Origin of the sequence: Mesorhizobium abyssinicae (assembly GCF_049887195.1) — a bacterium.
Lineage (GTDB): Bacteria > Pseudomonadota > Alphaproteobacteria > Rhizobiales > Rhizobiaceae > Mesorhizobium > Mesorhizobium abyssinicae.
In genome coordinates this window covers 19,641-42,273 of the sequence record NZ_JARAKC010000025.1, presented here as the reverse complement: position 1 = coordinate 42,273, position 22,633 = coordinate 19,641, and the positions used below count along the sequence as shown (strand labels likewise).

The 22,633-nt window shown below is 61.4% G+C and carries 29 protein-coding genes and 1 pseudogene; 28 read left to right on the top strand and 2 right to left on the bottom strand.

The window, feature by feature from the left end; translation table 11 throughout:
• Nucleotides 1–21 precede the first annotated feature (21 nt).
• Nucleotides 22–474, top strand: a complete 453-nt coding sequence (locus PU724_RS29495; RefSeq protein ID WP_354422523.1) for a thermonuclease family protein — start codon at nucleotides 22–24, stop codon at nucleotides 472–474.
• Between the two features lie 535 nt (nucleotides 475–1,009).
• On the opposite strand, the gene PU724_RS29490 is transcribed toward PU724_RS29495, so the two are convergent.
• On the bottom strand, nucleotides 1,010–1,321 hold the full coding sequence (locus PU724_RS29490) for a hypothetical protein (RefSeq protein ID WP_354422525.1): 312 nt from the start codon (nucleotides 1,319–1,321) through the stop codon (nucleotides 1,010–1,012).
• Nucleotides 1,322–1,570: 249 nt separating this feature from the next.
• On the opposite strand from PU724_RS29490, the gene PU724_RS29485 reads away from it, so the two are divergent.
• From PU724_RS29485 to PU724_RS29460, 6 genes are all read left to right on the top strand, one after another.
• Entirely contained in the window at nucleotides 1,571–1,801 is a 231-nt protein-coding gene (locus PU724_RS29485) for a hypothetical protein (RefSeq protein WP_354419905.1), read from the top strand.
• A gap of 124 nt (nucleotides 1,802–1,925) precedes the next feature.
• On the top strand, nucleotides 1,926–2,123 hold the full coding sequence (locus PU724_RS29480; RefSeq protein ID WP_354422527.1) for a hypothetical protein: 198 nt from the start codon (nucleotides 1,926–1,928) through the stop codon (nucleotides 2,121–2,123).
• 47 nt (nucleotides 2,124–2,170) lie between these two features.
• A complete protein-coding gene (locus PU724_RS29475; RefSeq protein ID WP_128273942.1) occupies nucleotides 2,171–2,392 on the top strand; it encodes a DUF768 domain-containing protein in 222 nt (73 codons plus the stop codon).
• Between the two features lie 164 nt (nucleotides 2,393–2,556).
• On the top strand, nucleotides 2,557–2,754 hold the full coding sequence (locus PU724_RS29470) for a hypothetical protein (RefSeq protein WP_128273940.1): 198 nt from the start codon (nucleotides 2,557–2,559) through the stop codon (nucleotides 2,752–2,754).
• A 242-nt stretch (nucleotides 2,755–2,996) separates the two neighbouring features.
• The gene (locus PU724_RS29465; protein ID WP_426213725.1) at nucleotides 2,997–3,119 is read left to right on the top strand and encodes a hypothetical protein; all 123 of its coding nucleotides are present in this window, start codon (nucleotides 2,997–2,999) and stop codon (nucleotides 3,117–3,119) included.
• 771 nt (nucleotides 3,120–3,890) lie between these two features.
• The gene (locus PU724_RS29460; RefSeq protein ID WP_189557062.1) at nucleotides 3,891–4,049 is read left to right on the top strand and encodes a hypothetical protein; all 159 of its coding nucleotides are present in this window, start codon (nucleotides 3,891–3,893) and stop codon (nucleotides 4,047–4,049) included.
• 292 nt (nucleotides 4,050–4,341) lie between these two features.
• Here the strand turns inward: PU724_RS29460 and PU724_RS29455 are convergent, their stop codons facing one another.
• Nucleotides 4,342–4,584 (bottom strand): hypothetical protein, encoded by a 243-nt coding sequence (locus PU724_RS29455; RefSeq protein WP_128272752.1) that lies wholly within the window; start codon nucleotides 4,582–4,584, stop codon nucleotides 4,342–4,344.
• A gap of 197 nt (nucleotides 4,585–4,781) precedes the next feature.
• On the opposite strand from PU724_RS29455, the gene PU724_RS29450 reads away from it, so the two are divergent.
• The 21 genes and pseudogenes from PU724_RS29450 to trbJ all read left to right on the top strand — a co-directional run bounded on the left by PU724_RS29450 (nucleotide 4,782) and on the right by trbJ (nucleotide 22,625).
• On the top strand, nucleotides 4,782–5,012 hold the full coding sequence (locus PU724_RS29450) for a hypothetical protein (protein WP_426213724.1): 231 nt from the start codon (nucleotides 4,782–4,784) through the stop codon (nucleotides 5,010–5,012).
• Between the two features lie 1,186 nt (nucleotides 5,013–6,198).
• Nucleotides 6,199–6,525: a DUF736 domain-containing protein gene (locus PU724_RS29445; RefSeq protein ID WP_128346233.1), complete on the top strand. Its 327-nt coding sequence runs from the start codon at nucleotides 6,199–6,201 to the stop codon at nucleotides 6,523–6,525.
• Nucleotides 6,526–6,709: 184 nt separating this feature from the next.
• A pseudogene (locus tag PU724_RS29440) lies at nucleotides 6,710–6,880 on the top strand (DUF736 domain-containing protein); the annotation flags it as partial.
• Between the two features lie 189 nt (nucleotides 6,881–7,069).
• Nucleotides 7,070–7,330, top strand: a complete 261-nt coding sequence (locus PU724_RS29435; protein ID WP_187331524.1) for a DNA -binding domain-containing protein — start codon at nucleotides 7,070–7,072, stop codon at nucleotides 7,328–7,330.
• A gap of 123 nt (nucleotides 7,331–7,453) precedes the next feature.
• Complete coding sequence (locus tag PU724_RS29430; RefSeq protein WP_354422533.1) at nucleotides 7,454–7,825, top strand: transcriptional regulator domain-containing protein; 372 nt, start codon at nucleotides 7,454–7,456, stop codon at nucleotides 7,823–7,825.
• A complete protein-coding gene (locus PU724_RS29425; RefSeq protein ID WP_128272743.1) occupies nucleotides 7,716–8,219 on the top strand; it encodes a DUF2285 domain-containing protein in 504 nt (167 codons plus the stop codon). The genes PU724_RS29430 and PU724_RS29425 overlap by 110 nt, the downstream gene beginning before the upstream one ends.
• A 127-nt stretch (nucleotides 8,220–8,346) precedes the next feature.
• Nucleotides 8,347–8,628 (top strand): helix-turn-helix transcriptional regulator, encoded by a 282-nt coding sequence (locus PU724_RS29420; RefSeq protein ID WP_127282164.1) that lies wholly within the window; start codon nucleotides 8,347–8,349, stop codon nucleotides 8,626–8,628.
• Between the two features lie 99 nt (nucleotides 8,629–8,727).
• Nucleotides 8,728–9,246, top strand: coding sequence for a DUF2840 domain-containing protein (locus PU724_RS29415; protein ID WP_354422535.1), 519 nt, complete (start codon nucleotides 8,728–8,730; stop codon nucleotides 9,244–9,246).
• On the top strand, nucleotides 9,243–9,788 hold the full coding sequence (locus PU724_RS29410) for a S26 family signal peptidase (RefSeq protein ID WP_354422537.1): 546 nt from the start codon (nucleotides 9,243–9,245) through the stop codon (nucleotides 9,786–9,788). The genes PU724_RS29415 and PU724_RS29410 overlap by 4 nt, the downstream gene beginning before the upstream one ends.
• Before the next feature lie 69 nt (nucleotides 9,789–9,857).
• Nucleotides 9,858–10,196 carry a DUF736 domain-containing protein gene (locus PU724_RS29405; protein ID WP_354422539.1) on the top strand — a complete coding sequence of 113 codons (339 nt, stop codon included), beginning with the start codon at nucleotides 9,858–9,860 and terminating at the stop codon, nucleotides 10,194–10,196.
• A 77-nt stretch (nucleotides 10,197–10,273) separates the two neighbouring features.
• Nucleotides 10,274–10,969 (top strand): lytic transglycosylase domain-containing protein, encoded by a 696-nt coding sequence (locus PU724_RS29400; protein WP_354422541.1) that lies wholly within the window; start codon nucleotides 10,274–10,276, stop codon nucleotides 10,967–10,969.
• 243 nt (nucleotides 10,970–11,212) lie between these two features.
• A complete protein-coding gene (locus PU724_RS29395) occupies nucleotides 11,213–12,952 on the top strand; it encodes a relaxase/mobilization nuclease domain-containing protein (protein WP_354422543.1) in 1,740 nt (579 codons plus the stop codon).
• Between the two features lie 22 nt (nucleotides 12,953–12,974).
• Nucleotides 12,975–14,960, top strand: a complete 1,986-nt coding sequence (locus PU724_RS29390) for a conjugal transfer protein TraG (RefSeq protein ID WP_354422545.1) — start codon at nucleotides 12,975–12,977, stop codon at nucleotides 14,958–14,960.
• Between the two features lie 5 nt (nucleotides 14,961–14,965).
• On the top strand, nucleotides 14,966–15,403 hold the full coding sequence (locus tag PU724_RS29385) for a CopG family transcriptional regulator (protein WP_128332905.1): 438 nt from the start codon (nucleotides 14,966–14,968) through the stop codon (nucleotides 15,401–15,403).
• 180 nt (nucleotides 15,404–15,583) lie between these two features.
• Nucleotides 15,584–16,444 (top strand): type IV toxin-antitoxin system AbiEi family antitoxin domain-containing protein, encoded by an 861-nt coding sequence (locus PU724_RS29380; protein WP_128346241.1) that lies wholly within the window; start codon nucleotides 15,584–15,586, stop codon nucleotides 16,442–16,444.
• Nucleotides 16,402–17,325: a nucleotidyl transferase AbiEii/AbiGii toxin family protein gene (locus PU724_RS29375; RefSeq protein WP_354422548.1), complete on the top strand. Its 924-nt coding sequence runs from the start codon at nucleotides 16,402–16,404 to the stop codon at nucleotides 17,323–17,325. Before PU724_RS29380 ends, PU724_RS29375 begins: the two co-directional genes overlap by 43 nt.
• Before the next feature lie 492 nt (nucleotides 17,326–17,817).
• Nucleotides 17,818–18,801 carry a P-type conjugative transfer ATPase TrbB gene (trbB, locus tag PU724_RS29370; RefSeq protein WP_354422550.1) on the top strand — a complete coding sequence of 328 codons (984 nt, stop codon included), beginning with the start codon at nucleotides 17,818–17,820 and terminating at the stop codon, nucleotides 18,799–18,801.
• Entirely contained in the window at nucleotides 18,798–19,124 is a 327-nt protein-coding gene (locus PU724_RS29365; RefSeq protein ID WP_354422551.1) for a TrbC/VirB2 family type IV secretion system protein, read from the top strand. The genes trbB and PU724_RS29365 overlap by 4 nt, the downstream gene beginning before the upstream one ends.
• Nucleotides 19,124–19,405 carry a VirB3 family type IV secretion system protein gene (locus tag PU724_RS29360; protein ID WP_354422553.1) on the top strand — a complete coding sequence of 94 codons (282 nt, stop codon included), beginning with the start codon at nucleotides 19,124–19,126 and terminating at the stop codon, nucleotides 19,403–19,405. Before PU724_RS29365 ends, PU724_RS29360 begins: the two co-directional genes overlap by 1 nt.
• Nucleotides 19,406–19,415: 10 nt before the next feature.
• Complete coding sequence (trbE, locus tag PU724_RS29355) at nucleotides 19,416–21,851, top strand: conjugal transfer protein TrbE (protein ID WP_354422555.1); 2,436 nt, start codon at nucleotides 19,416–19,418, stop codon at nucleotides 21,849–21,851.
• Between the two features lie 15 nt (nucleotides 21,852–21,866).
• Nucleotides 21,867–22,625 (top strand): P-type conjugative transfer protein TrbJ, encoded by a 759-nt coding sequence (trbJ, locus tag PU724_RS29350; RefSeq protein WP_354422557.1) that lies wholly within the window; start codon nucleotides 21,867–21,869, stop codon nucleotides 22,623–22,625.
• Nucleotides 22,626–22,633: the final 8 nt, after the last annotated feature.

The window sequence follows — 22,633 nt, the reverse complement described above, 5'->3', positions numbered from 1 at the left end:
AGCGTAGGTTTTTGCTCGGCCATGTTTAGGTTGATCCTCGCCCTTACCTTCGTGCTCACCTGTGGCCCTTTGTCCGCAGCGGAGCATTGGGTTGCTCAGGACGGTGACACGCTGTGGCATGATAAAAAGCGAATTCAATTGCTCGGGTTTGATGCCCCTGAACTTTCGCAGGCATGTTTTGATGCCGCTGATAAAATCTGGCCCTGCGGCAAGTATGCGCGTGACCACATTCAACACCTTATTGCCTCAGGGCATGTATCCTGCATCATCGAAGGCAAGGATCGTTATGACAACGATGTCGGCGCCTGCTTCGTGGGGAGCATCGATCTTGGGCGCGACTTGGTGAAGCACGGATTGGCGGTCGCCGACACTCGTTACCTTGCTGAAGAGCGCGAAGCCCGCATTGCCAAACGTAACCTGTGGGCCGGGAGCTTTACCGATCCCGGTGAATATAGACGGGGTGGACGCCCATAGCTGCTATCCGCTTCTGGGTCCGTTGGTGGAGCGGCCAGGCCTGCTACCTGTGGCCTTTGTAGAAGCAGGCCGGGCTGCTTGTCGCCGGCACAAATTGATCGGCCAACTGAATTAAGCGAAAACTCATGCTTGGACCGTACTAAGCAGAGATGCCTTCACGTCAAACCCTAGTAGAGTACGCCATCCTCGCCACGTTGATCGTGGCAACAGCATGGATCGGGCTACACGACTGGTCATGGGCCACCCGGTAGGGGAGCTAGCCAGAGTGCGCGGTGCCCCCCTTGTAGATTAAGCAAGCCGGGCGCTCGAAACAAAAGCTAGCTTCAGCGGTTCCTTCTTATTGGAGGAACCATGTGCCCGGCAATCATTCCGCAATCATCGCAAAAAATCGGCGTCTCGGGACGAGCGTCATCGGGAATCCTGAGCCTGATGGTGAGGCAGTATGGGCATTCCAATCGATGATCTAGATATTTCGGGGCCATCGACAAGTTCACAATCTGCTCTGATTTGCGCTCGATCCCGCGCTGGCCAAGCGCTAGTTCTCGCTCGCCAAAAGAAGTGGTGGTTGGCCGTGGAGGGAGATCGCAAATCGCCCGGCCAGCCTAGTTTCCGCTTCGTGCGCAGCAAGAATGCCGCTCGTACCATCGAATTCCATCGGGATATGAAACATTTGAGCCACGTCCAGGACCATCTCCTCAATGTCCTCAAGGGCGATATTCTCCGAGAGATTACGACGCCTGACTTGTTCCGCCACGAGCGGAACGTTGACAATGCGAAACCTCTGGAAGGCCTCAGTGACACTCGCCGTGACGTCGTCCAGTAGGGTTTGTGAATAATGGTAGCGCATGGTGACCTCTTGTCCTCCGGGACCGGGTTACCCTCACCTTCACCATGCGCGCTCGCGAAGGGAAGCGCAAGTCACAAAGCATTAAATAACCTAATATTTTCAACAAGTTAGCACTTACGGTAGAAGCAGCCCTTAATGCATTCACCTCATCGAGCGTACAGACCCAAGACGATGGTCATGCAACCTTTGGAGTGTTATGCTCATTATACGCTAACTACTCATTGGACGCTTTATGGGTGAGGTCGCAAAATGCCACAAATCGAGAGACCTGTACGTCTTCAAATAATGTTGTCGCAAAGGGAAATTGATGCGCTGGAGAACTGGCGCTTTGAAAGACGAATGCCAAGCCGAGCGGCAGCGGTGCGTGAGTTGTTGAGGCGGGGCCTAGCTGCTGAGGGCTTTCTCTTGGCGGATGGAAATATCAAATCTCAGGATTTTGGCATCGTCGGTAGCAGAAACGGACAGGGAGATGCCAATTAGGACGCTTCATCGACAAGGTGACCTCTGACGCCGAAACGGGCCCAGGACCACGGATGCCTCGATGCAGGATTTGGGGAAGAATTAGCGTAGTGCGCAGTTAGACCTATATGCTAGAATCTCACCGATGGACCAACGAACCATTGATAGAGCGCTCGTCCTGCTCAGGCAGTATCGCGACACGCTCGTAATGAGCTACGCGCCAATAGGGCCTGTTGGCGTTCCTGAGATACGCACGCCAGCACAGGCGGCTGATCCGCTCGAAATAGCCGCGCTGGAAGATATCGCCTCGCTCGATGCGGTCATCAAAGAGATGTCGACCTAACGTCTCCGACGGAAGGAACCTAATGCCCGGCCGGCGCTTGTCGCGAGATGAGTACGCGCGGCATCAACTTTCTCCACAAATGGATTTCCAACAACATCCCGGAGACGGTCGGCGCCGACATCATCTCCGTGGCTGAATTGGCCCAACAGCTTTTTGCTGACGCCAAGGCACTCGGGATCGGCAGCACTGAGATCGAGGAAGAAATTGGGAGCGTCTATGAGGTGATCCTTGACGCGACCGTTCATCGCGAGGCCGGCGTGGCGGATTGAGCGATGGGATGCATGCAAAGTCGGCCAATCTACCTCAACGGCTGTGACGTGATCGCGTAAGGCAATCACCGGCCGAGTGAGGTTCCTTCGAGGCGAGCACATACTTCGGCATGCCTCGATGTAGCCCGCTGGCCTCGGCCAATCCATATGCTAAAATCTCACCTATGGACCAGAGGACCATTGATAGAGCGCTCTTCCTGCTCAGGCAGTATCGCGACATTCTTGTGATGAGCCACGCGCCAATAGGACCTGATGGCGTTCCTGAGATGCGCACGCCAGCACAGGCCGCTGATCCGCTCGAAATAGCCGCGCTGGAAGATATCGCCTCGCTCGATGCGGTCATCAAAGAGATGTCGGCCTGAATGATCCCGGCCAGTATGGTCCTTTGAACGGTGCGTTCACGGGTGCTAATATGTGTCCATGCTTGCGTGGCACACCGATCAGGAAATCATCGACAACGCCCGTCGTATCATTGACCGGACGTACCGGGAGATTAGGGAGATCAAATGGACGGTCGATTCAAGCCGGCGCACTATTGAACATTCGCGCCAGGTTCTAGAACGTTCTCACGCCCTGCCTTTTCCAGCAACCGCTCTAAGTGCTGTTGGTGCAGATGCTGCATATCTTCGAGCAAATTCAGAAAATCGCGCGCTTGTCCGAGAGGCAGGTGAAGACGCTTGAATCCCGCGATACGATGCCGTTGCTGGATGAGGTGCTGCTCGCCTAGTTGGATGTGCCATCACACCTTTTCGCTGTCGTCAGCCAGTGCCATCAACGCCAACGGTCGCGAGGCCGAGGCGTTCCCTTTGTGACCCAAGCGGGTTTTTTTCTGCCTCCTTGTCGATTTCGGCCTGACAGAGGAATATATTCCGTCCAGGTGCGGCGACCCCATTTCGCGAGGATCGCCATGTCAATGAAATTCCCCTTCGTTGAAGACACACTCGGCAAGAAGCTGGAGGCGGGCACAGGCATGTCGGTCGACTGTCTCACATGCCGCCGGAATGCGGTCCTGAACGTGGCCGAGCTGGTCAAGCGCTTAGGCCCGGATCATGGCGCGATGCACTGGGATCTGGTCAAGGTGATCTTCTGCCACGAGTGCCGCGGCGCCGGCCGAGACGACCGGAACCTACAATTCACCAACCACCCGGCCACACCGGACAGCGCAAAGGCTGGAGTCCATGAAACGGAGCGGCCCGGCAGGCTGGCGTGGGTAGGCCAGCAAACGCCGGGCCTAACCGGCGCTGGGTGTCGGGGGCGAACACGGCGCCGGCTGGCGAAACACTACGCTCTCGCCCAAATAGCAGGCACGTATCCAAAAGGACGAACGTGGGAGTAGCCCAACGTTTCAGTGTTTCATCTCGGGACCGAATGCTGGCATCAATTTTGCGTCAGACGATTTTACAGCAAGGGATTTTTCACATTGCGACTGTCTGCTCAACCTGCGCGAAGGCCAGGATCACCGAAGTGCATATACTCAGCGCCGCTGCAGATCGAGGATGTGCAGATCGACGAGAATGGCGATGTGACCGTCTCGATTATTGCTGACGACATCTACTCGCAGAATTCCACACAGCGCTATCAGATCACGTTGACCGAAGCCGAAATCAGCATTCTCGCCCACGGCGTCAGGCCCCACAAAGCATTGACCGCCGGCTAGGCGGAGGGCTGGACGCCGTGCTCATTGCCGGCCCTCAAATTTGAATGCCGCCACAATTGCTTTGTCTCACAGTGGCCGAATGTCGAAGTACCTCTTCGAGGTCGTGAGAAATGGGCACGCTGTTGGCGATGCCTGGGTCGATCTCGATAGCCTGAGCGAAATGCGACGAGAGGCACTCAAGGCTCTGCAAGACATAGCAGTCGACGAAATGGCCTCAAGCGATCCCACTAAGCTTGCCAGGGAGGCCCGACAGAGGGTGATCGAGGTGAGGGCGGCGTAGGACACTTCAGAACTAGATGGAGAGCCGTTTTTTGTTGGCTCTGATTTTCCTCCGATAGACGGCTGCGACTTTGCCCACCGAGCCGGTAGCGAAGAGTGTGCCGGCGAGCGCGGCCGCCTCGACTTTCTCAATGATCATTTGCTTCGCTTCTCGCTCTGCCAACTTACCTCCCTGGGCAATCCGCAGCGTTCGAAGCCAGATTACCTGGTGCGCTTCCAGCGCCGACAAACAAAGATCGAACCACGGATTGAACATTCAGACCTCCAGATCGCTCAGGAGAACGGCGGCATCGAGTGTCGGTTCCCAAGTGGGGAGCGCACAGCAAGCTGCAGGAACGTGCCGGACGCTTCGGCGGTGGTTAGGACAGCGGCGACCAGCAGACATCTGCGCTGGCGGGCTTCCCTGTGGCGCGCTATATCGACCCGATGGCGAAGGGCTGGACGTTTCAATGCATGATCGACGCGAAGATGACCGTGACGGCGTTTTGCCACTGGTCGCCCTGCAACCATAGCCAGAAGCTCGATCTCGCCCAGCTCCGGGACCGCTATGGCCCTGACGCGCCGGCAATGGCCGATGACCTCATTTCCAAGCTGAAATGCAACAGATGCGGCGGGACGGCCGTAGGAGTGATCTACACGCCCGACACAAAGCCGGATGCCTACCGCAAGGCCGAAGGCGGCTAATCGACCGTCTACGCGGACGGCCCAGCGTTCGGGGGTGTGGGTCTTTGGGGTTCGGCCGCCGGGCCTACCGGCACTCATAGGGGGGACGTTTGTCGGCAACCGCAATTGTAGGCCGATATAGCGGGGTATAGAATAGGTCTGCCGGGTGCTTTCAGAACCTGCCCCAGCCAGGCGGCTCGAATAGCCACACGGACGTGACGATGATGACAATCGCCATGGCCATGATGAAAAGCGCGATCTTCCGGGACCACCTATCCATTCTTGGCTGCTGATAACAACCTTGGCCTCAAAGGCAATTCAAATGGACGTTAGGGCTGCCCGGCTGTCTATCGACCCTTTCGCAGCCTCACCAACCACGCTGCTATCCAGCTCACCTGTGCCTTCAAAGCGAGATCCACCGGACTCGATATTTCACATCCACCGTTTCGGCAACGGAAGGGCCAAGCGCAACCGCTAGGACGGCGAGCAGCCCGCTGACAGGCGCCAACTTATCGTTCGATTTGGCGTGATAAGTCCCCCACAAACCCATGCTCCCAAGTTTTTAGGACCAAGGCAACTGTCCGTCAGAATCCCACACGTACGGAATCCGAACGACCCGTGCATGGCCAAAGCCTGCCGGAGCTTTCTGGGGCGTCAGAGACACGACAACGATGACCGACGCCCTCATCCCTTGCCGACAAGCCGGCACGTGGATGCGGAAACGGCGATCGAATTTTGCACCGCAGGCATCGCTGTAGCCTGCGAACTCGGGAGACCTCTATGTGCAACGCCGAAGAGCCGGGTGCCGGAGACCACCCTATGGGCAGATTAGTCAATGCAGACGCGCGGCCCAGTTGCGAAGCGACTACCGTTTGCGCGGAGCCTCTGTTGCCGGGGTCAGATCGGCGCAGGTCACCTCTTCTCCTGGCACCTAGGCTGTCGTGGCCAACACCGATGCGGTCTCTTCGATTGGTGTTTCTGGTCTGAAGGACGGCTTCGCCTCAATCGCCTGTTGCGCAACGGTGCGTCACGACTTTCTTCCCCTGCCGGCTGCGCCGTCATTCCTCGCGAAGCAACAAAGTCGCTCCAGCGCCGTCCTCTGCTGCGCTTCGGCCCTCCGGTGCGCAAGCGATCGCCTTCGACCTTTCGACCACCATCGAGCCGCAATGGTGCGGAGCTCGAGACAGATAGATCAAGGAGAATTATCATGGCCACCATCGGCACCTTCAAAAAGTCCGGCAACAACGAGTTCACTGGCGAAATCGTCACTCTCAGCGTCCAGGCCCGCGGCGTGCGCATCGTTCCTGAAACCCGCGCCAATGGCGAGAACGCCCCCAGCCACCGGGTCTTCGTCGGCCGCGCAGAGATCGGCGCCGCCTGGTCCAAGCAGTCCAACGAGGGCCGGGACTATCTGGGCCTCAAGCTGGACGATCCGAGCTTCACCGCCCCGATCTTCGCCAACCTCTTCAATGACGAGGACGGTGAGGCCTACAGCCTGATCTGGTCCCGCCCGAGCCGCCGCGGCGCAGAATAAGGAGGTACACGCAGTCCCGCCCGGTTCATCCGGGCGGGGCCTCTTGCCGTCAAACCGGGAAGCGACATGGCGCGCAGTGGGCGGCGATGTCGACTTAGCATCGTGTGATGCTCGCAAAGCGGCCTCCGCAGCTGCCGCGACCTCTGTAAGAACTGTGATTTCCATCTCGCGGGTTGGGGAGTGAAAACTCGGCGCCGCCTGGTCCAAGCAGTCCAACGAGGGCCGGGACTATCTGGGCCTCAAGCTGGACGATCCGAGCTTCACCGCCCCGATCTTCGCCAACCTCTTCAATGACGAGGACGGTGAGGCCTACAGCCTGATCTGGTCCCGCCCGAGCCGCCGCGGCGCAGAATAAGGAGGTACACGCAGTCCCGCCCGGTTCATCCGGGCGGGGCCTCTTGCCGTCAAACCGGGAAGCGACATGGCGCGCAGTGGGCGGCGATGTCGACTTAGCATCGTGTGATGCTCGCAAAGCGGCCTCCGCAGCTGCCGCGACCTCTGTAAGAACTGTGATTTCCATCTCGCGGGTTGGGGAGTGAAAACGATGATCGAGCCGTTCGACGACGCCGCGCCCACGGGGGAAGTACTTACCGAATACGACCGCAGCCACATCAAGCTCTACATGCGCTTGTTTGACGCCGACGCCGACGGCGCCGATTGGCACGAGGTGGTCAGAATCCTCTTTGGGATTGATCCGAAAGAGGAGCCACAGCGTGCCCGACAGGTTCATGACAGCCATCTGGCGCGGGCGCGCTGGATGACACGCACAGGCTACCGGCAACTTCTGCGAAAGACCGACACCTAGCCAATATTGCCGCCTCGGTGATGCCGAAAAAGCATCACGCGATGTCCATCCAGGGTCTTCCGCCAATCCCAATCGCCCGGAATCGATGCAGGCACGACTTGCAGTTTGACGAGGACCCACACGATGAAGCCGAACACGTCGCGTTGGGGGGACGATAACAGCTACGACTTCTTCGACAACTTGCCAATCGAAGGACTCGCCTGGGAATGCCTGCGCCGCTCAGATTCATATCAGCGGCTCTACCTGGCGCTTGTTCGTTCGGGAACTGAGACGAAACCGTTTCCAGCAGAAGTGCAGAGACGTTGGGGGTTGCGATTTCGCGGCCCGTCCCGACCTGTCCGCATTGACGCAAGTCGTTTTGTGGTCACCTCTTGCCGATCCTGCCGTGCTGGCCCTCGCCCCGTCGCCGGACTTCCTGTCGTCCGACCCTTCCAGGGCGCTTGCCGGGGTCGGCCCTGGTCGCGACAGTCCGCAAGGTTCGCATGTCGTCCATGACAGCGGCATAGCAACACAACTTCTCCTCCTTCCCGGCGGTGACGAGAACCGTTCCCTTACAGCTTTGATACCGCTGGATTCTCAGACACTCGGACGGGTGGAGGCTCTCGTTCGTTTCTGGCGTGCCTACAACAGGCGGCCTGTTCCCCCCGATACGCGAATGACAATTCAACAGAGGCGCCGCCTGCGCCTGATGATGCGGGCCTCAGATGGCCGCGCCCATGGCGCCAGCTACCGTGAAATCGCGACCGCTTTCTACGGGACGGGGCGAGTTCTCGCCGCGCCGTGGAAAACCTCATCCCTGCGCGACACCGTGATCGGTCTCGTCAAGGGTGGAAGAGCCATGATCGCCGGCGGCTATCTGCAACTGCTGCGCCATCGCAAGCGCTCCTAGCGCTCCCGGGTGGGAATATTGCGCCCCCCAATCTTCCCCATCCTCTGCGAAGTCGCCTTTCCGCCACGGTGGTCGCTGTCCGCCGCTGAGCACCAGCGGTTCTCAAAACTCCACGGAGGCTCGTTACATGCGACCAGATCTAGCCGTTTTGCCGCCGCGCTTTCTGCGCACCAAGGAAGCTGCCGAGTTCCTCAGCCTGTCGTCCCGCACGCTGGAGAAACACCGCACCTACGGCACTGGCCCTGGCTATCGCAAACTTGGCGGTCGTGTCGTTTACGCCGTCGACGAGCTCCAGGCATGGGCTGAGCGCGGCGCAGTGACCTCGACTTCGGACCCACGCGGTTCCGTGCTTCCCGCCAAGCGGCATCCGCCGGCAGCTTTTGCGCCGACCGGTCGGTATGGGCGCTGACTTGTGCCGCGCGCCCAGGCGCGGTGGATTCACCACGCTGGCATCACTTCGGCAACTACATCTCACGGCTCGCTTCCCCGTGAAATCAGGAGACAGCCGATGGGCACTGTCGTTGACTTTCGTTCAGGCCGATCGGGGCTCGGCGCGATGGACGATGACGCCTTGACCCACGTCGAACTGACATGGGTTGAGAAGAAGATCGAGTCCTGGATCCGCTTCGGTTCGGTCGCTCAGGAAAAGATCCTCGACCGCCACCGGCGCCTCGTCTCGTTTCGTCCTGGCGCCGTCTTTGCCTTCGTTCGCTGGGCCGCGAACGACTTCGGCACGATTATTTCCCGTGTCGATATCGTGCGCGTCGTTGGCGAGGGCGAAGCCCACCAGACGCTGCCTTTCGTGCGACCCGGCGGCGACATCCTGCTCAGGTCCGAGGGCTGGCCCAAGGTGGAGCGGGTGTTGCAAACGATCGATGGCATCGAGCAACTCGGCATCGATCCGCAAGCGGTCTCAGCCGATCACTGGCGGCATGTCCACAACCGATTGACGGCCGCACAGGAGCCACGCGCCTATACGCTGGATCTTCACCGCGCCCATTTGCTCCGCCGGCGGGTTCAGCCATGACGCGGCCCGTAATTTTCCTTGCGACCGCGTTGGCGACCACGGCCATGCTCTTTCCCGCGTCCACCGCGATGTCGCCAAGGTTAATCTGGAATGCTTCAGCCAGCACGCCAATCGGCCTGTACCTGATCGACGGCGGCGTACCGTTCTCGGCAACCGATCTCGTTGCCATAGAGGCACCCGAACCGCTCGCAACATTGCTTGCCGACCGCGGCTATCTGCCGAAGGGCGTGCTGTTGCTCAAGCACGTCGTTGCAGTTTCTGGCCAGACCGTGTGTCGGAAAGTTCTCACCCTTTCCGTCGATGGCACCGAAGTCGGCACGGCGCTCAAACGCGATCGCGCCGGTCGCGATCTGCCAGATTGGCAGGGTTGCCGGCCCATTCCCCTCGGCGCCGTTTTCCTGATGAACAACCAAGTCCGCGACAGCTTCGACGGACGCTACTTCGGCCTCCTCCCCATAGATCACATCGTCGGCCACGCGGTTCCGCTGTGGACGGACGAGCAGGGCGACGGCCGCTTCCAATGGCGCGCGCAAGCGCGGTGAGCGCGCCACCGGCGGCGCCTTCAACGCCGTCCGTTCGTCACCGCAACCATCAAGGACAGGAGACAAGACATGCCACAGATCGGAGAGTTCATCCGCCATCAGACCGGGTATTCAGGACAAATCCGCACGCTCAGCCTCAACCTCGAGGTTGCGATCGTCGTGGCGGAAGCGTGCGATGCGGACAATGCGCCCGACTATCGTGTGCACGCTGGCGCAGAAGACGGCACCGCGATCGGCGCCGGTTGGAAACACTCGAGCGAAAAGGCCGGCGAGTTCGTAACGCTGCAGTTAGATGACCCGACTTTCGCGCAGCCGATCCGCGCCTATCTGTTCCAGAACGGCGACGACAACAACTCCTGGTCCTTGCAATGGTCGCGCCCGAGTGAGCGCGCTGAGAAGGACAGGTGATGTCCGCGCGCCGTCGGCCGACGACCCAACCGGGAGCGCCCGCATCGCCTCGCACGTGCCGGCGCAGAACTCTTGGCGTGCTTGGCGGGCTCAGCATCCTATGCCTGGTTTCCGCGCATGCCCTGGCGCAGAGCCCGACAGTCGACTTGCCGTCGGCGCGCAAACTCTATGACGTCCACATCGCGGAAGCGGCGAGGCGCTTTCGCCTTCCGCCCGCGTGGATCCGCGCCGTTCTCATCGCCGAAAGCGCCGGCGACCAACGCGCCATATCGCGCCAGGGCGCCATGGGTCTGATGCAGATTGTGCCTGAAACCTGGTTCGATCTGCGCGACAGGTACCGGCTGGGCCGCGATCCCTACGATCCGCACGACAACATCATCGCAGGCTCGGCCTATATCCGCGAACTGCTCGACCGCTACGGATCGCCCGGCTGGATCGCCGCCTACAACGCCGGTCCCGGACGCTACGAGGCCTCACTGCAAGGCAGGCGGCTGCCTCGCGAAACGCGCGCCTATGTCACCGTCGTTACATCCGCCATCGGCAATGACGGCGCAGGGGAAACTATTGGTCCGGCAGTCCCGACACAGCACAATTGGGAGCGGGCACCGCTTTTCGTTGCGCAGCCGGGCGACCGGCTCACCGACCGTTCGCTGCAACCGCGGCGTTCCCGCGATAGCGGTTCAGAGTCTGTGCCAAAGGACGGGCTGGCTGACGCCGAACCTCGCTCAACTGGCGTGTTCGTGCCCAGAGCGAGTGAAAGGTCCGCGCAATGAGCCGCGTGAGCGCTTTTCGCATCATCTCGTGCTCCGGCGCAGCAAGGCGTGCGGAGAGGGGAGAGGCAGGCAACACAACCGAGGGATGGCTAGATAAAAGCCCGCACATTGTGTGCTGGCCGGTCGGTTGGTTTTTGGGGATTTTCAGGTGCCCTGCGCACATTGCGGTCATTCGGCGCAATGTGCGTCGAATACCCAAGGCTTTGTATCGGCATCCTCTTTTCCACGTTGCAGGACAGCGGCATGGCCGATGAGCGCGACCTTCGGATTCGACCTGGGCGCATTCGCTGCAACCACGATCAGGCTGCGCGGCCGTTTATCGCACAGGCGCTGGCGGCGGCGAAGAAAGCCGGTGGAAGCATCTCCCGCACCGGTCACATCAGTCATAGCAACCGTTCGCGCTTCGGCCGGGGCCGGATCGCCAACATCCAGGCCAACCGCCTGCTGACCGGTCGCTCGCGCGTCACGGTCATCAAGACCCGCGTCGTTCGTCACTCGGCGCGTGGCGTGCCGCTCACCGCACACCTTTCCTACCTGCAACGCGAGGGCGTGACCCGTGACGGGGAAAAGGCCCGCATGTTCGGCCCCGAGACCGATGATACCAGCGTCAAGGTGTTTGCCGAGCGCTGTGATGGCGACCGACACCATTTCCGCTTCATCGTCTCGCCAGAGGATGCGCCGGAGATGTCCGACCTCAGGTCCTTCACCCGCGACCTTATGCGGCATATGGAGAAGGATCTCGGCACGAAGCTCGATTGGGTCGCGGCGGACCATTGGAACACCGACAATCCCCATATCCACGTCATCCTGCGTGGACGCACAGGTGACGGGCAAGATCTCGTCATCTCACGCGACTACATCAAGGAAGGGATGCGCGCCCGAGCCGCCGATCTCGTTACCCAGGAACTCGGTCCTCGGTCGGATCTCGACATCCGCCGCAATCTGCAGCGGCAGATCGAAGCCGAACGCTGGACCCAGCTTGATCGTCAACTGCGCCGCGACATGTCGCGCACCGGCACCATCGATCTTGCCCCAAGTGCCTATAGGCCGACCGACGAGCATCACGTGCAAAAGGTCGGCCGCCTGCGCAAGCTCGAAGCCCTTGGTCTTGCCGATCAAGTTGCCCAAGGTCAATGGGTGATTGACGACAGGGCCGAGACGACCCTGCGCGCGCTCGGCGAGCGTAGCGACATCATCAAACGAATGCACCGCGCCTTGACCGAGCGCGGGATCGAGCGCGGGTCGGGCGGTTATGTCTTGGCGGCCGAAAGCCTCGATACACCCATTGTCGGGCGGCTGCTCGATCGCGGTCTCGACGACGAGCTGAGCGGCACAGCCTACGCCCTCGTCGACGGTGTCGACGGACGCACGCACCACATCAGACTTGGCGATCTGGAGGCAACTGGGGACGGCCCGCCAGGGTCGATCGTCGAACTGCGTAAGTTCGATGATGCGAGCGGCCGGCGCAGGGTTGCACTCGCCGTCCGCTCTGACCTCGGCCTGCATGAGCAGATCACGGCAGAGGGCGCGACCTGGCTTGACCGGCAAGCCATCGCCCGCGAGCCAGCCGCGTTGAGCGCAGGTGGCTTCGGCGCCGAGGTTCACGAGGCTTTGGATCAGCGGGCCGATCACCTCATCAGCGAAGGCCTTGCGAAGCGTTTGGGTGCGCGCGTTGTTTTCAACAGCAACCTGATCGAGACATTGCGCCGCCGAGAACTCGAACTGGTCGGTGCAAAGATCGCGGCCGAGTCCGGACAGCCGTTCAACCGTCCTGCCAGTGGAGCCTATGTCGGCGGCATCTATCGCCAGCGCTTGTCGCTTGCGTCAGGCCGCTTTGCCATGGTCGACGACGGCCTTGGCTTTCAACTCGTGCCCTGGACGCCCTCCCTCGAAAAACATCTCGGCCAGCATGTCTCCGGTGTCTTACGTGATGGCGGAGGTGTCGACTGGAGCTTTGGCCGCAGGCGGGGGCTTGGCCTCTAAGGACACAAGAAGGGATGATGCCATGTCCGCCACCAAAATCCTCTGGGGCCAGATACTCACGGTCTTCCTGATCGTTCTGGTGACGATCTGGACAGCGACGCAATGGACCGCGTGGAGGCTGGGCTACCAGGCGCAACTCGGGCCGCCCTGGTTCGATCTGGCCGGCCTGCCCATCTACTATCCGCCTTCCTTGTTCTGGTGGTGGTACTTTTACGACGCCTACGCTCCGAATGTTTTCGTGGAAGGCGGACTGATCGCCGTGTCCGGAGGCTTCCTCTCGATCATTGTTGCGATCGGCATGTCGGTTTGGCGGGCGCGTGAAGTCAAAAATGTCTTCACCTACGGTTCGGCTCGATGGGCCGGCAGGAGGGAAGTGGAGGCGGCTGGCCTGCTTGGCGCCGACGGCGTCGTGCTTGGGCGCTACGATCTCCACTACCTGCGCCACGACGGACCCGAGCATGTTCTGTGCTTTGCTCCGACCCGATCGGGGAAGGGCGTCGGCCTGGTGGTGCCTTCGCTGTTTGCCTGGCCGGGTTCCGCGATCGTCCACGACATCAAGGGTGAGAACTGGCAGCTCACCGCCGGCTTCCGCGCACTGCACGGTCGCGTGCTGCTCTTCGATCCGACCAATTCGAAATCGTCGGCCTACAATCCACTCCTCGAAGTCCGCCGCGGTGAATGGGAGGTTCGCGATGTCCAGAACATCGCCGACATTCTCGTTGACCCGGAAGGCAGCCTCGAGAAGCGCAACCATTGGGAAAAGACCAGTCACGCGTTGCTGGTCGGCGCGATCCTTCACGTCCTTTATGCCGAGAATGACAAGACGCTCGCCGGCGTTGCCGCCTTCCTCTCCGATCCGAAGCGTCCGATCGAGTCGACGCTGGCGGCGATGATGCGAACCGCGCATCTCGGTGAACCCGGCCCGCATCCGGTCATCGCCAGTGCTGCGCGCGAGCTGCTCAACAAATCCGACAACGAGCGCTCCGGCGTGCTGTCCACTGCCATGTCCTTCCTCGGCCTCTATCGCGATCCCGTCGTCGCCGAGGTGACAAGGCGCTGCGACTGGCGGATCGCCGACATCGTCGGCGGCAAGCAACCGGCGACGCTCTACCTGGTCGTGCCGCCGTCCGACATCAGTCGGACCAAGCCGCTCATACGCCTCATCCTGAACCAGATCGGGCGTCGCCTGACCGAGGACCTGCACACAAAGACCAGCCGCCACCGGTTGCTGCTGATGCTGGATGAGTTTCCAGCGCTCGGCCGCCTCGACTTCTTCGAGAGCGCGCTGGCCTTCATGGCAGGCTACGGGCTGAAGAGCTTCCTGATTGCTCAGTCGCTGAATCAGATCGAAAAGGCTTACGGCCCGAATAACTCCATCCTCGACAACTGTCATGTGCGCGTCAGCTTCGCGACCAACGACGAAAGAACCGCCAAGCGTGTCTCCGACGCGCTGGGCACAGCGACGGAGATGCGGGCAATGAAGAACTATGCCGGTCACCGGCTGTCGCCCTGGCTCGGGCATCTCATGGTGTCGAGGCAAGAGACCGCCCGCCAGTTGCTGACCCCTGGAGAGGTCATGCAGCTTCCACCGACCGACGAGATCGTGATGGTGGCGGGGGTGCCGCCGATCCGAGCGAAGAAGGCCCGCTACTACGAGGATGCCCGCTTCCAGGAGCGCGTGCTGCCGCCACCTGAACTGTTCCGTCCGGAAGGGAGGCATCCCGATGATTGGAGCCACCTGCCGGTCCTGGCCGGCGGCGTTGTTGACACTCCCCAAGGTTCGCCGCGACAGGACGATGAAGATCCGACGGGATCCGAGCAGCGCCAACAGCCCGAACTCAATCGCGCGCCGCCAGTCGAGAAGACGGCCGCGATCGAGAACGAGTTCGAGATCGACCCGGTCGACGATGGCGACGATGATGCCGTCAGCAATCGACGCCTGGCCCGCCTCGTAGAGGGCGTGGCACGGCAGGTTTCCCTGGACCCCGATGATGGCATGGAGTTGTAGCCGCCATGACCGCTCGCCAGAAGAAAGTGCAGATCTCCGTCTATCTCGATCCGCCCCTCATGACGATGCTTCAGGACTATGCGGCGCGACGCGATCAATCCCAGTCCATGATAGCCGAAGCCGCGATCGCTTCGTTCCTGTCGCCCGATGCGGATGAGCGTCGCGAGGCCGCGATCACCAAGCGCCTCGACCAGGTCGACCGCCGCCTGGCCAGGCAGGAACGCGATAGCGGCATCGCGGTCGAGACCTTGGCCGTGTTCGTCCGCTTTTGGTTGGCGACCACGCCCGCCTTGCCGGAGCCAGCAGCACAGGCTGCGCGATCCAAGGCAGCGGAACGCTACGAGGCCTTTGTCACTGCCCTGGGCCGGCGGCTGGCGAAGGGGCCGAAGCTGCGGCAGGAGATTTCGGAGGATGTCGATCCGAAAGAATCCGGCGGGGTTTAGGCGCATCACTTTGCGTTGTCGGCGGGTGTCCAGCTAATGACAGATGTGTTTACATTTTTTCCATAATGCGGCGATAATCGCCGCAAATTCCAATTGTTGTAAACCAATGGCGATCATGATAGTTTATAAAAATGGAACATTGCGGCGATCATCGCCGCGTATGCGGAAATCTACAAACCCATGCCAACGAATGCTGATCGCCGAGCGCTGCTTCAAACCCTGCTACCCGAGGGGCTTCCGGTAACGAAGCAATGGCTAAAGAAGCAAAGCCCGCAATTTGATCGTCATGCAGTGGATAATCTGCTCAAAAGCAACCAGCTCAGATCGCTGGCGCCGGGCGTCTATGTGCGGCCCGGCACTCATTTGACCTGGCAAGGCGTGGTGGCCGCCTTGGAGAGCATATTCGGCAGGGATCTTAGTGTCGGCGGGCTGACCGCGCTCGAGCTGCAGGGATTTGCGCATTACCTGCCGCTGTCGCGCCAAAGGACAGTGCATCTTTACAGTAAGGCCGCTTTGCCGGCCTGGCTGAACCATGCGATACCGACCGTAAAATTCATACGCCACAACGGCCTTCCCTCGCTTTTGGGATTCGGGCTCGTCCACCGCGAATATGATCCGGTCGAGCGCACGCTTGTAGATGTGCAAGCTCCGGGCCGGCAGCAGGATTTTTGGTCTGTCACCTTATCATCGCCCGAAAGGGCCTATCTGGAGGTGCTGATGGATGTTCCGGAGACGGTCTCGTTCGAGCACGCCAATCAACTGCTTCAGGGGATGACGACGCTTTCGCCACGGCGCATGGAGCAGCTTTTGCGCAAGTGCACCAGCGTCAAGGTTCGCCGCCTGTTCTACTGGATGGCCGAGCGCAATAATTATGCATGGTTCAAGAAGCTGCCCGCTCCCAAAGCGCTCGATGCGCTCGGCCTTGGTAGCGGCAACAGGGTTCTGGCCAAGGACGGCAGACTCGATTCAAAATATCGCATAACCATCCCGGAGGAGATGTGGACAGCACCAGCCCTTACTACGGACAAGTCCGCCTCCTGACCCGCATCCTGCCACTGGTGGCAGTCGAGAAATCGTTTGCGCTGAAAGGCGGCACCGCCATCAATCTCTTTGTCCGCGACCTGCCGCGCCTCTCCGTCGACATCGACCTTGTCTATCTGCCGATGGATGATCGCGACACGGCATTGAAAAACGTGGCGGAGGCGCTTGCCCGCATCGCGGACGCCATCAGCGCCGCGATGCCCGGAACCGAAATCATTCGCTCCTTCGAGCATCAGGCCGATGCGTTGCGCCTCTTCATTTCGCAGGGCGCCGACCGAATCAAGATCGAGCTCTCCCCGGTGCTACGCGGGTCCGTGCTTCCAGAGGAATTGCGCGAAGTATCGCCGGCGGTCGAAGAGCAGTTCGGCTATGTCGAAATGCAACTGCTGTCTTTTCCGGACCTGTATGCCGGAAAAATCTGTGCCGCACTCGACCGGCAGCATCCGCGGGATCTTTTTGACGTGAAGCTGCTCCTTGAAAGCGAGGGCCTCACCGAGGATCTGGTCAGGACCTTTCTGGTTTACCTCATCAGCCACAACCGGACGATGGCAGAACTGTTGCAACCCACCCGCAAGAACATAGCCGGCATCTACGAAGGGGAATTCGTCCGTATGTCCCAGGTCGAAGTCAGCCTCGACGAACTCCTCACCGTTCGCGAACGACTGGTCAGCGACCTCAACAGGGCTTTGACCGACAATCAGCGCAAATTTCTTCTATCGTTCAAAGCCAGTCGACCGGATTGGAGCCTGCTCGATGTCGTGGGCGCCGACAGGCTTCCCGCGGTCCGCTGGAAGCTGCACAATCTGGAACGCATGCCGCGAGCGAGGCAGCGTGCGGCGTATGACAATCTGGAGCGCGTGCTCGGCCTCGGTTCCAGTTGAACTCGAGCAAGATTTGCCGCTCGACGCATTCCCTAGCGACGGCAACCAGGGCCATCCTCGAGGTCGGAGGGCCGCGGTTCGGTTCAACACCGAGGCTCATCATTGCAGCCGTTCTTCTGTCATCTGCACGCGCACTATACGCACTCGCGTATAGATCGGCTATAACGCGATTGCGTATAAATGGCGGTTATGCGCTATCGCTGATGAATCTAGCGACGGATGCGCAATCCCCGCGTCGGTCTCCTCTCCTTAAGATCGGCAATAACAGGCGCGGCTCGCGGCGACGTGAGTTGTGGGGAGCCCGGTTCACCGATCCGACCCCGATCGCTCTCCGATCAACGAGAAAAGGCAGCCGCACCGCCGTTCTCCTGTAATTACACGCCACGCTACTACGCCTCGATATACTTGTTGAAGCGAACCGATATCCGGTTCTCTTAGTCATCCCCGAGCGGGGACCATCCGAGTTGTCCCCAACGGAAAGACGGGGACGAGATGACGGTTTCGCAAAACAATAGCGAAGGACGCGCCCGCAGCTCGCGCATGCTGCGCACAGCGCTTGGAGCCGAAATAGCACGGCTGCTGGACGATCCCGCCGTCGTCGAAGTCATGCTGAATCCCGACGGCCGGATTTGGGTTGACCGCCTCACCGAAGGTCTGGCCGAAACGGGGAAGGTGCTGTCTGCCGCCGATGGCGAGCGCATCGTGCGCCTGGTGGCTCATCACGTCGGCGCGGAAGTGCATCCGCGCTCTCCACGGGTCTCTGCCGAATTGCCCGAAACCGGAGAACGGTTCGAAGGACTGCTGCCGCCGGTCGTCGCCGCGCCGGCCTTCGCCATCCGCAAGCCAGCTGTCGCGATCTTCACACTCCAAGACTACGTGGCGGCTGGTGTCATGACAGACGGTCAGGCGGCGACGTTGCGCGCTGCCGTCGCTGCCCGCGCGAACATCCTGGTCGCCGGCGGCACGTCCACGGGCAAGACGACGCTCACCAATGCCTTGCTCGCCGAAGTGGCAAAGGGGGCCGATCGCGTCGTCATCATCGAGGACACGCGCGAACTCCAGTGCGCCGCGCCCAACCTTGTCGCCATGCGCACAAAAGATGGTGTCGCCACGCTCTCCGACCTCGTCCGATCCTCAATGCGCCTGCGACCCGACCGCATCCCGATCGGCGAGGTGCGAGGCGCCGAGGCCCTCGACCTGCTGAAGGCATGGGGCACCGGGCACCCCGGCGGCATCGGCACCATCCATGCCGGATCCGCGATCGGGGCGCTGCGCCGTCTCGAGCAACTCATCCAGGAAGCCGTCGTCACGGTACCGCGCGCGCTGATCGCCGAAACCATTGACCTTGTCGCCGTCCTGTCGGGACGCGGTCCCGCGCGGCGACTGACCGAACTCGCACGCATCGATGGGCTTGGACCCGACGGCGACTATCGCACCTCTCAAGCCACCCCGCACGACACAGGAGACAAATCATGATCCGCAAGCTTTCCCGCGAGCACCTGGCTTCGGCGGTCGCCACTCTCGTTATCTCTCTCATGGTGGCCCCGGCCGCCAATGCCGCCGGCTCGTCGATGCCGTGGGAACAGCCACTCGAAAAGATCCTTCAGTCGATCGAAGGGCCGGTCTCCAAGATCATTGCCGTCATCATCATCATCGTCACCGGCCTGACGCTTGCCTTTGGCGATACGTCCGGCGGCTTCAGGCGGCTGATCCAGATCGTCTTTGGCCTGTCGATCGCCTTCGCGGCGTCGAGCTTCTTTTTGTCCTTCTTCTCGTTTGGCGGCGGAGCGTTGATCTGATGGCAACCGCTTTCGAACAGCTTGACGCGGTGCCCGGTTTCACGGTCGCCGTTCATAGGGCGCTGACCGAGCACATCCTGCTTGGCGGTGCACCCCGCTCCATCGCGATCCTGAACGGCACACTGGCAGGCGCGGTTGGCCTTGGCCTGCGCCTCTGGCTGGTCGGTCTCATCATCTGGGTGTTTGGGCATTTCATAGCGGTCTGGGCTGCAAAGCGCGATCCGTTGTTCGTGGAAGTCGGCCGCCGGCATCTGCGCCTCCCCGCTCACATGTCTGTTTGAGGGCGCGATCATGATGAACCTTGCCGAATATCGCCGGAGCGCCAGCCGCCTTGCCGACTACCTGCCATGGGTCGCGCTCGTTGCGCCTGGCGTGGTGGTGAACAAGGATGGCAGCTTTCAGCGAACCGCTACGTTCAGGGGGCCGGACCTAGAATCCGCCGTCGCGGCCGAACTGGTCGCGGTGGCCTCGCGCATCAACAATGCCGTCCGTCGCCTCGGTTCGGGTTGGAGCCTCTTTGTCGAGGCGCAGCGGCACGCCGCCGCGACCTATCCCGAGAGCCAGTTTCCCGATCCCGCCTCTCGCCTGGTCGACGCCGAGCGCAAGGCCGAGTTCGAAGAAGGAGAAGTTCATTTCGTATCGAGCTACTTCCTCACCTTCCTTTATTTGCCGCCGGCCGAGGAAGCAGCCCGCGCCGAGACGTGGCTCTACGAGGGGCGCGATCAGTCCGGGATAGATGCCAACGAAATCCTGCGCGCCTTTGCCGATCGCACCGAGCGCGTGCTCTCCCTGCTCGAAGGCTTCATGCCGGAATGCCGCTGGCTCGATGACAGCGAGACGCTGACCTATTTGCATTCGACGGTCTCGACGAAGCGCCAGCGCGTGCGCGTCCCTGAGACACCCATCTATCTCGACGCGTTGCTGGCCGACCAGCCGATGACCGGTGGGCTCGAACCGCGCCTTGGCGACCAGCATCTGCGCGTGCTCACCATCGTCGGCTTCCCGACCGCGACCACGCCGGGTCTGCTCGATGACCTCAACCGGCTTGCCTTTCCCTATCGCTGGTCGACGCGCGCGATCCTGCTCGACAAGACCGATGCCGCCAAGCTGCTGACGGCGATACGGCGGCAATGGTTTGCCAAGCGCAAGTCGATTGCGGCGATCCTGAAGGAGGTCATGACCAACGAGGCCTCCGTGCTCGTGGACACCGACGCCGCCAACAAGTCCGCCGACGCAGACATGGCCTTGCAGGAACTCGGGGCAGACGTGGCGGGCATGGCCTACGTCACTGCGACCGTCACGGTCTGGGACGCCGATCCGCGAGTGTCGCAGGAGAAACTTCGTCTCGTCGAGAAGGTCATCCAGGGCCGCGACTTCACCGCCATGGTCGAAACCATCAATGCCGTGGACGCCTGGCTCGGCTCATTGCCCGGACACGCCTACGCCAATGTCCGCCAGCCGCCCATCTCGACACTCAATCTCGCCCACATGATTCCCCTCTCTGCCGTGTGGGCGGGGCCGGAACGGGACGAGCACTTCGGTGCGCCCCCCTTGCTCTACGGCAAGACCGAGGGCTCGACCCCGTTCCGGTTGTCCCTGCATGTCGGCGACGTGGGGCACACGCTTGTCGTGGGCCCCACCGGCGCCGGCAAGTCGGTGCTGCTGGCGCTGATGGCCTTGCAGTTTCGCCGCTATGCGCGGGCCCAGGTCTTCGCCTTCGACTTCGGCGGTTCGATCCGCGCCGCGACACTTGCCATGGCGGGCGACTGGCACGATTTCGGGGGCGAACTCACCGAAGGCACGAAACCGTCGGTCTCCCTCCAGCCACTAGCCCGCATACACGAGACCTACGAGCGTGCCTGGGCCGCCGACTGGGTGGTGGCGATCCTGGCGCGCGAAGGCATCGCTATTACCCCGGATGCCAAGGAACACATCTGGGCCGCATTGACGTCGCTGGCCTCGGCGCCAGTCGAGGAACGCACCATCACCGGCCTCAGCGTGCTTTTGCAGGTGAACGACCTGAAGCAAGCCCTTCGCTCCTACTGCATCGGCGGTCCATACGGCCGGCTGCTCGATGCCGAGGCGGAACATCTTGGCGCGGCGTCAGTCCAGGCGTTCGAAATCGAGGGTCTCGTTGGCATCGGAGCCGCGCCGGCGGTTCTCTCCTACCTCTTCCATCGCATCGGTGACCGGCTCGACGGGCGGCCGACATTGCTGATAATCGACGAGGGCTGGCTCGCCCTTGACGACCAAGGTTTCGCCGGCCAGTTGCGCGAATGGCTGAAGACGCTGCGCAAGAAGAACGCCAGCGTCATCTTCGCCACGCAGTCGCTATCTGACATCGACAATTCGAACATCGCGCCCGCTATCATCGAGAGTTGCCCGACCCGGCTGCTCTTGCCGAACGAACGCGCGATCGAGCCGCAGATCACGGCGATCTATCGCCGCTTTGGTCTCAACGACCGCCAGATAGAGATCCTGGCGCGCGCAACGCCGAAACGCGACTACTACTGCCAGTCCCGGCGTGGCAACCGGCTCTTCGAACTTGGCCTGTCCGAAGTTGGGCTGGCGCTCTGCGCCGCATCCTCAAAAACCGATCAGGCCTTGATCGCCAGCATCGCCGCCGAACACGGGCGTGACGGCTTCCTTGCATCCTGGCTGCGCGCCCGAAACGTCGGCTGGGCCGCTGACCTCATTCCCGATCTCCACGTCCCCACTGCAAGCTGAAAAGGAGCCTCAATCATGACTATCCGCAAGATCCACTCGCGTGACCTTCTTCTGGTCGCGGCAATGCTCGCCGCGCCGGTCTCGATTTCGCCGCTGGCAACGGCGCCGGCGCATGCCTTTATCGTGTTTGATCCATCGAACTATTCCCAGAATGTGCTTACGGCCGCGCGATCGTTGCAGCAGATCACCAATCAGATCACCTCGCTGCAGAACCAGGCCCAGATGCTGATCAATCAGGCCCGCAACCTTGCGAGCTTGCCCTTGTCCTCGCTGCAGCAACTGCAGCAATCCGTGCAGCGCACGCAACAGCTTCTCGGCCAGGCGCGGAACATCGCCTTCGACGTGCGGCAGGTCGACCAAGCGTTTCAGCATCAATATGGCAGTGCCTCGCTCTCCGCTTCCGACCAGCAGTTGGTCACGGATGCGCGCTCGCGCTGGCAAAACACGGTCGGCGGTCTTCAGGACGCTATGCGCGTCCAGGCGGGCGTCGTCGGAAACATCGACACCAGTCGCGCGCAGATGTCGGCGCTGGTCGGCGCCAGCCAATCGGCGACCGGAGCGCTGCAAGCGACGCAAGCCGGCAACCAGCTTCTTGCGCTGCAGGGCCAACAGCTTGCGGACCTCACCGCCGTTGTCGCCGCCAACGGCCGCGCCCAGGCGCTGAGCGAAGCCGAACGTGCCGCCGCCGCCGACCAGGGCCGCGAGCAGCGCCGTCGCTTCCTCACCCCCGGCTCCGGCTACCAGGCCGGCAATGCTGCAATGTTCAATCGCTGAGGGTTCCG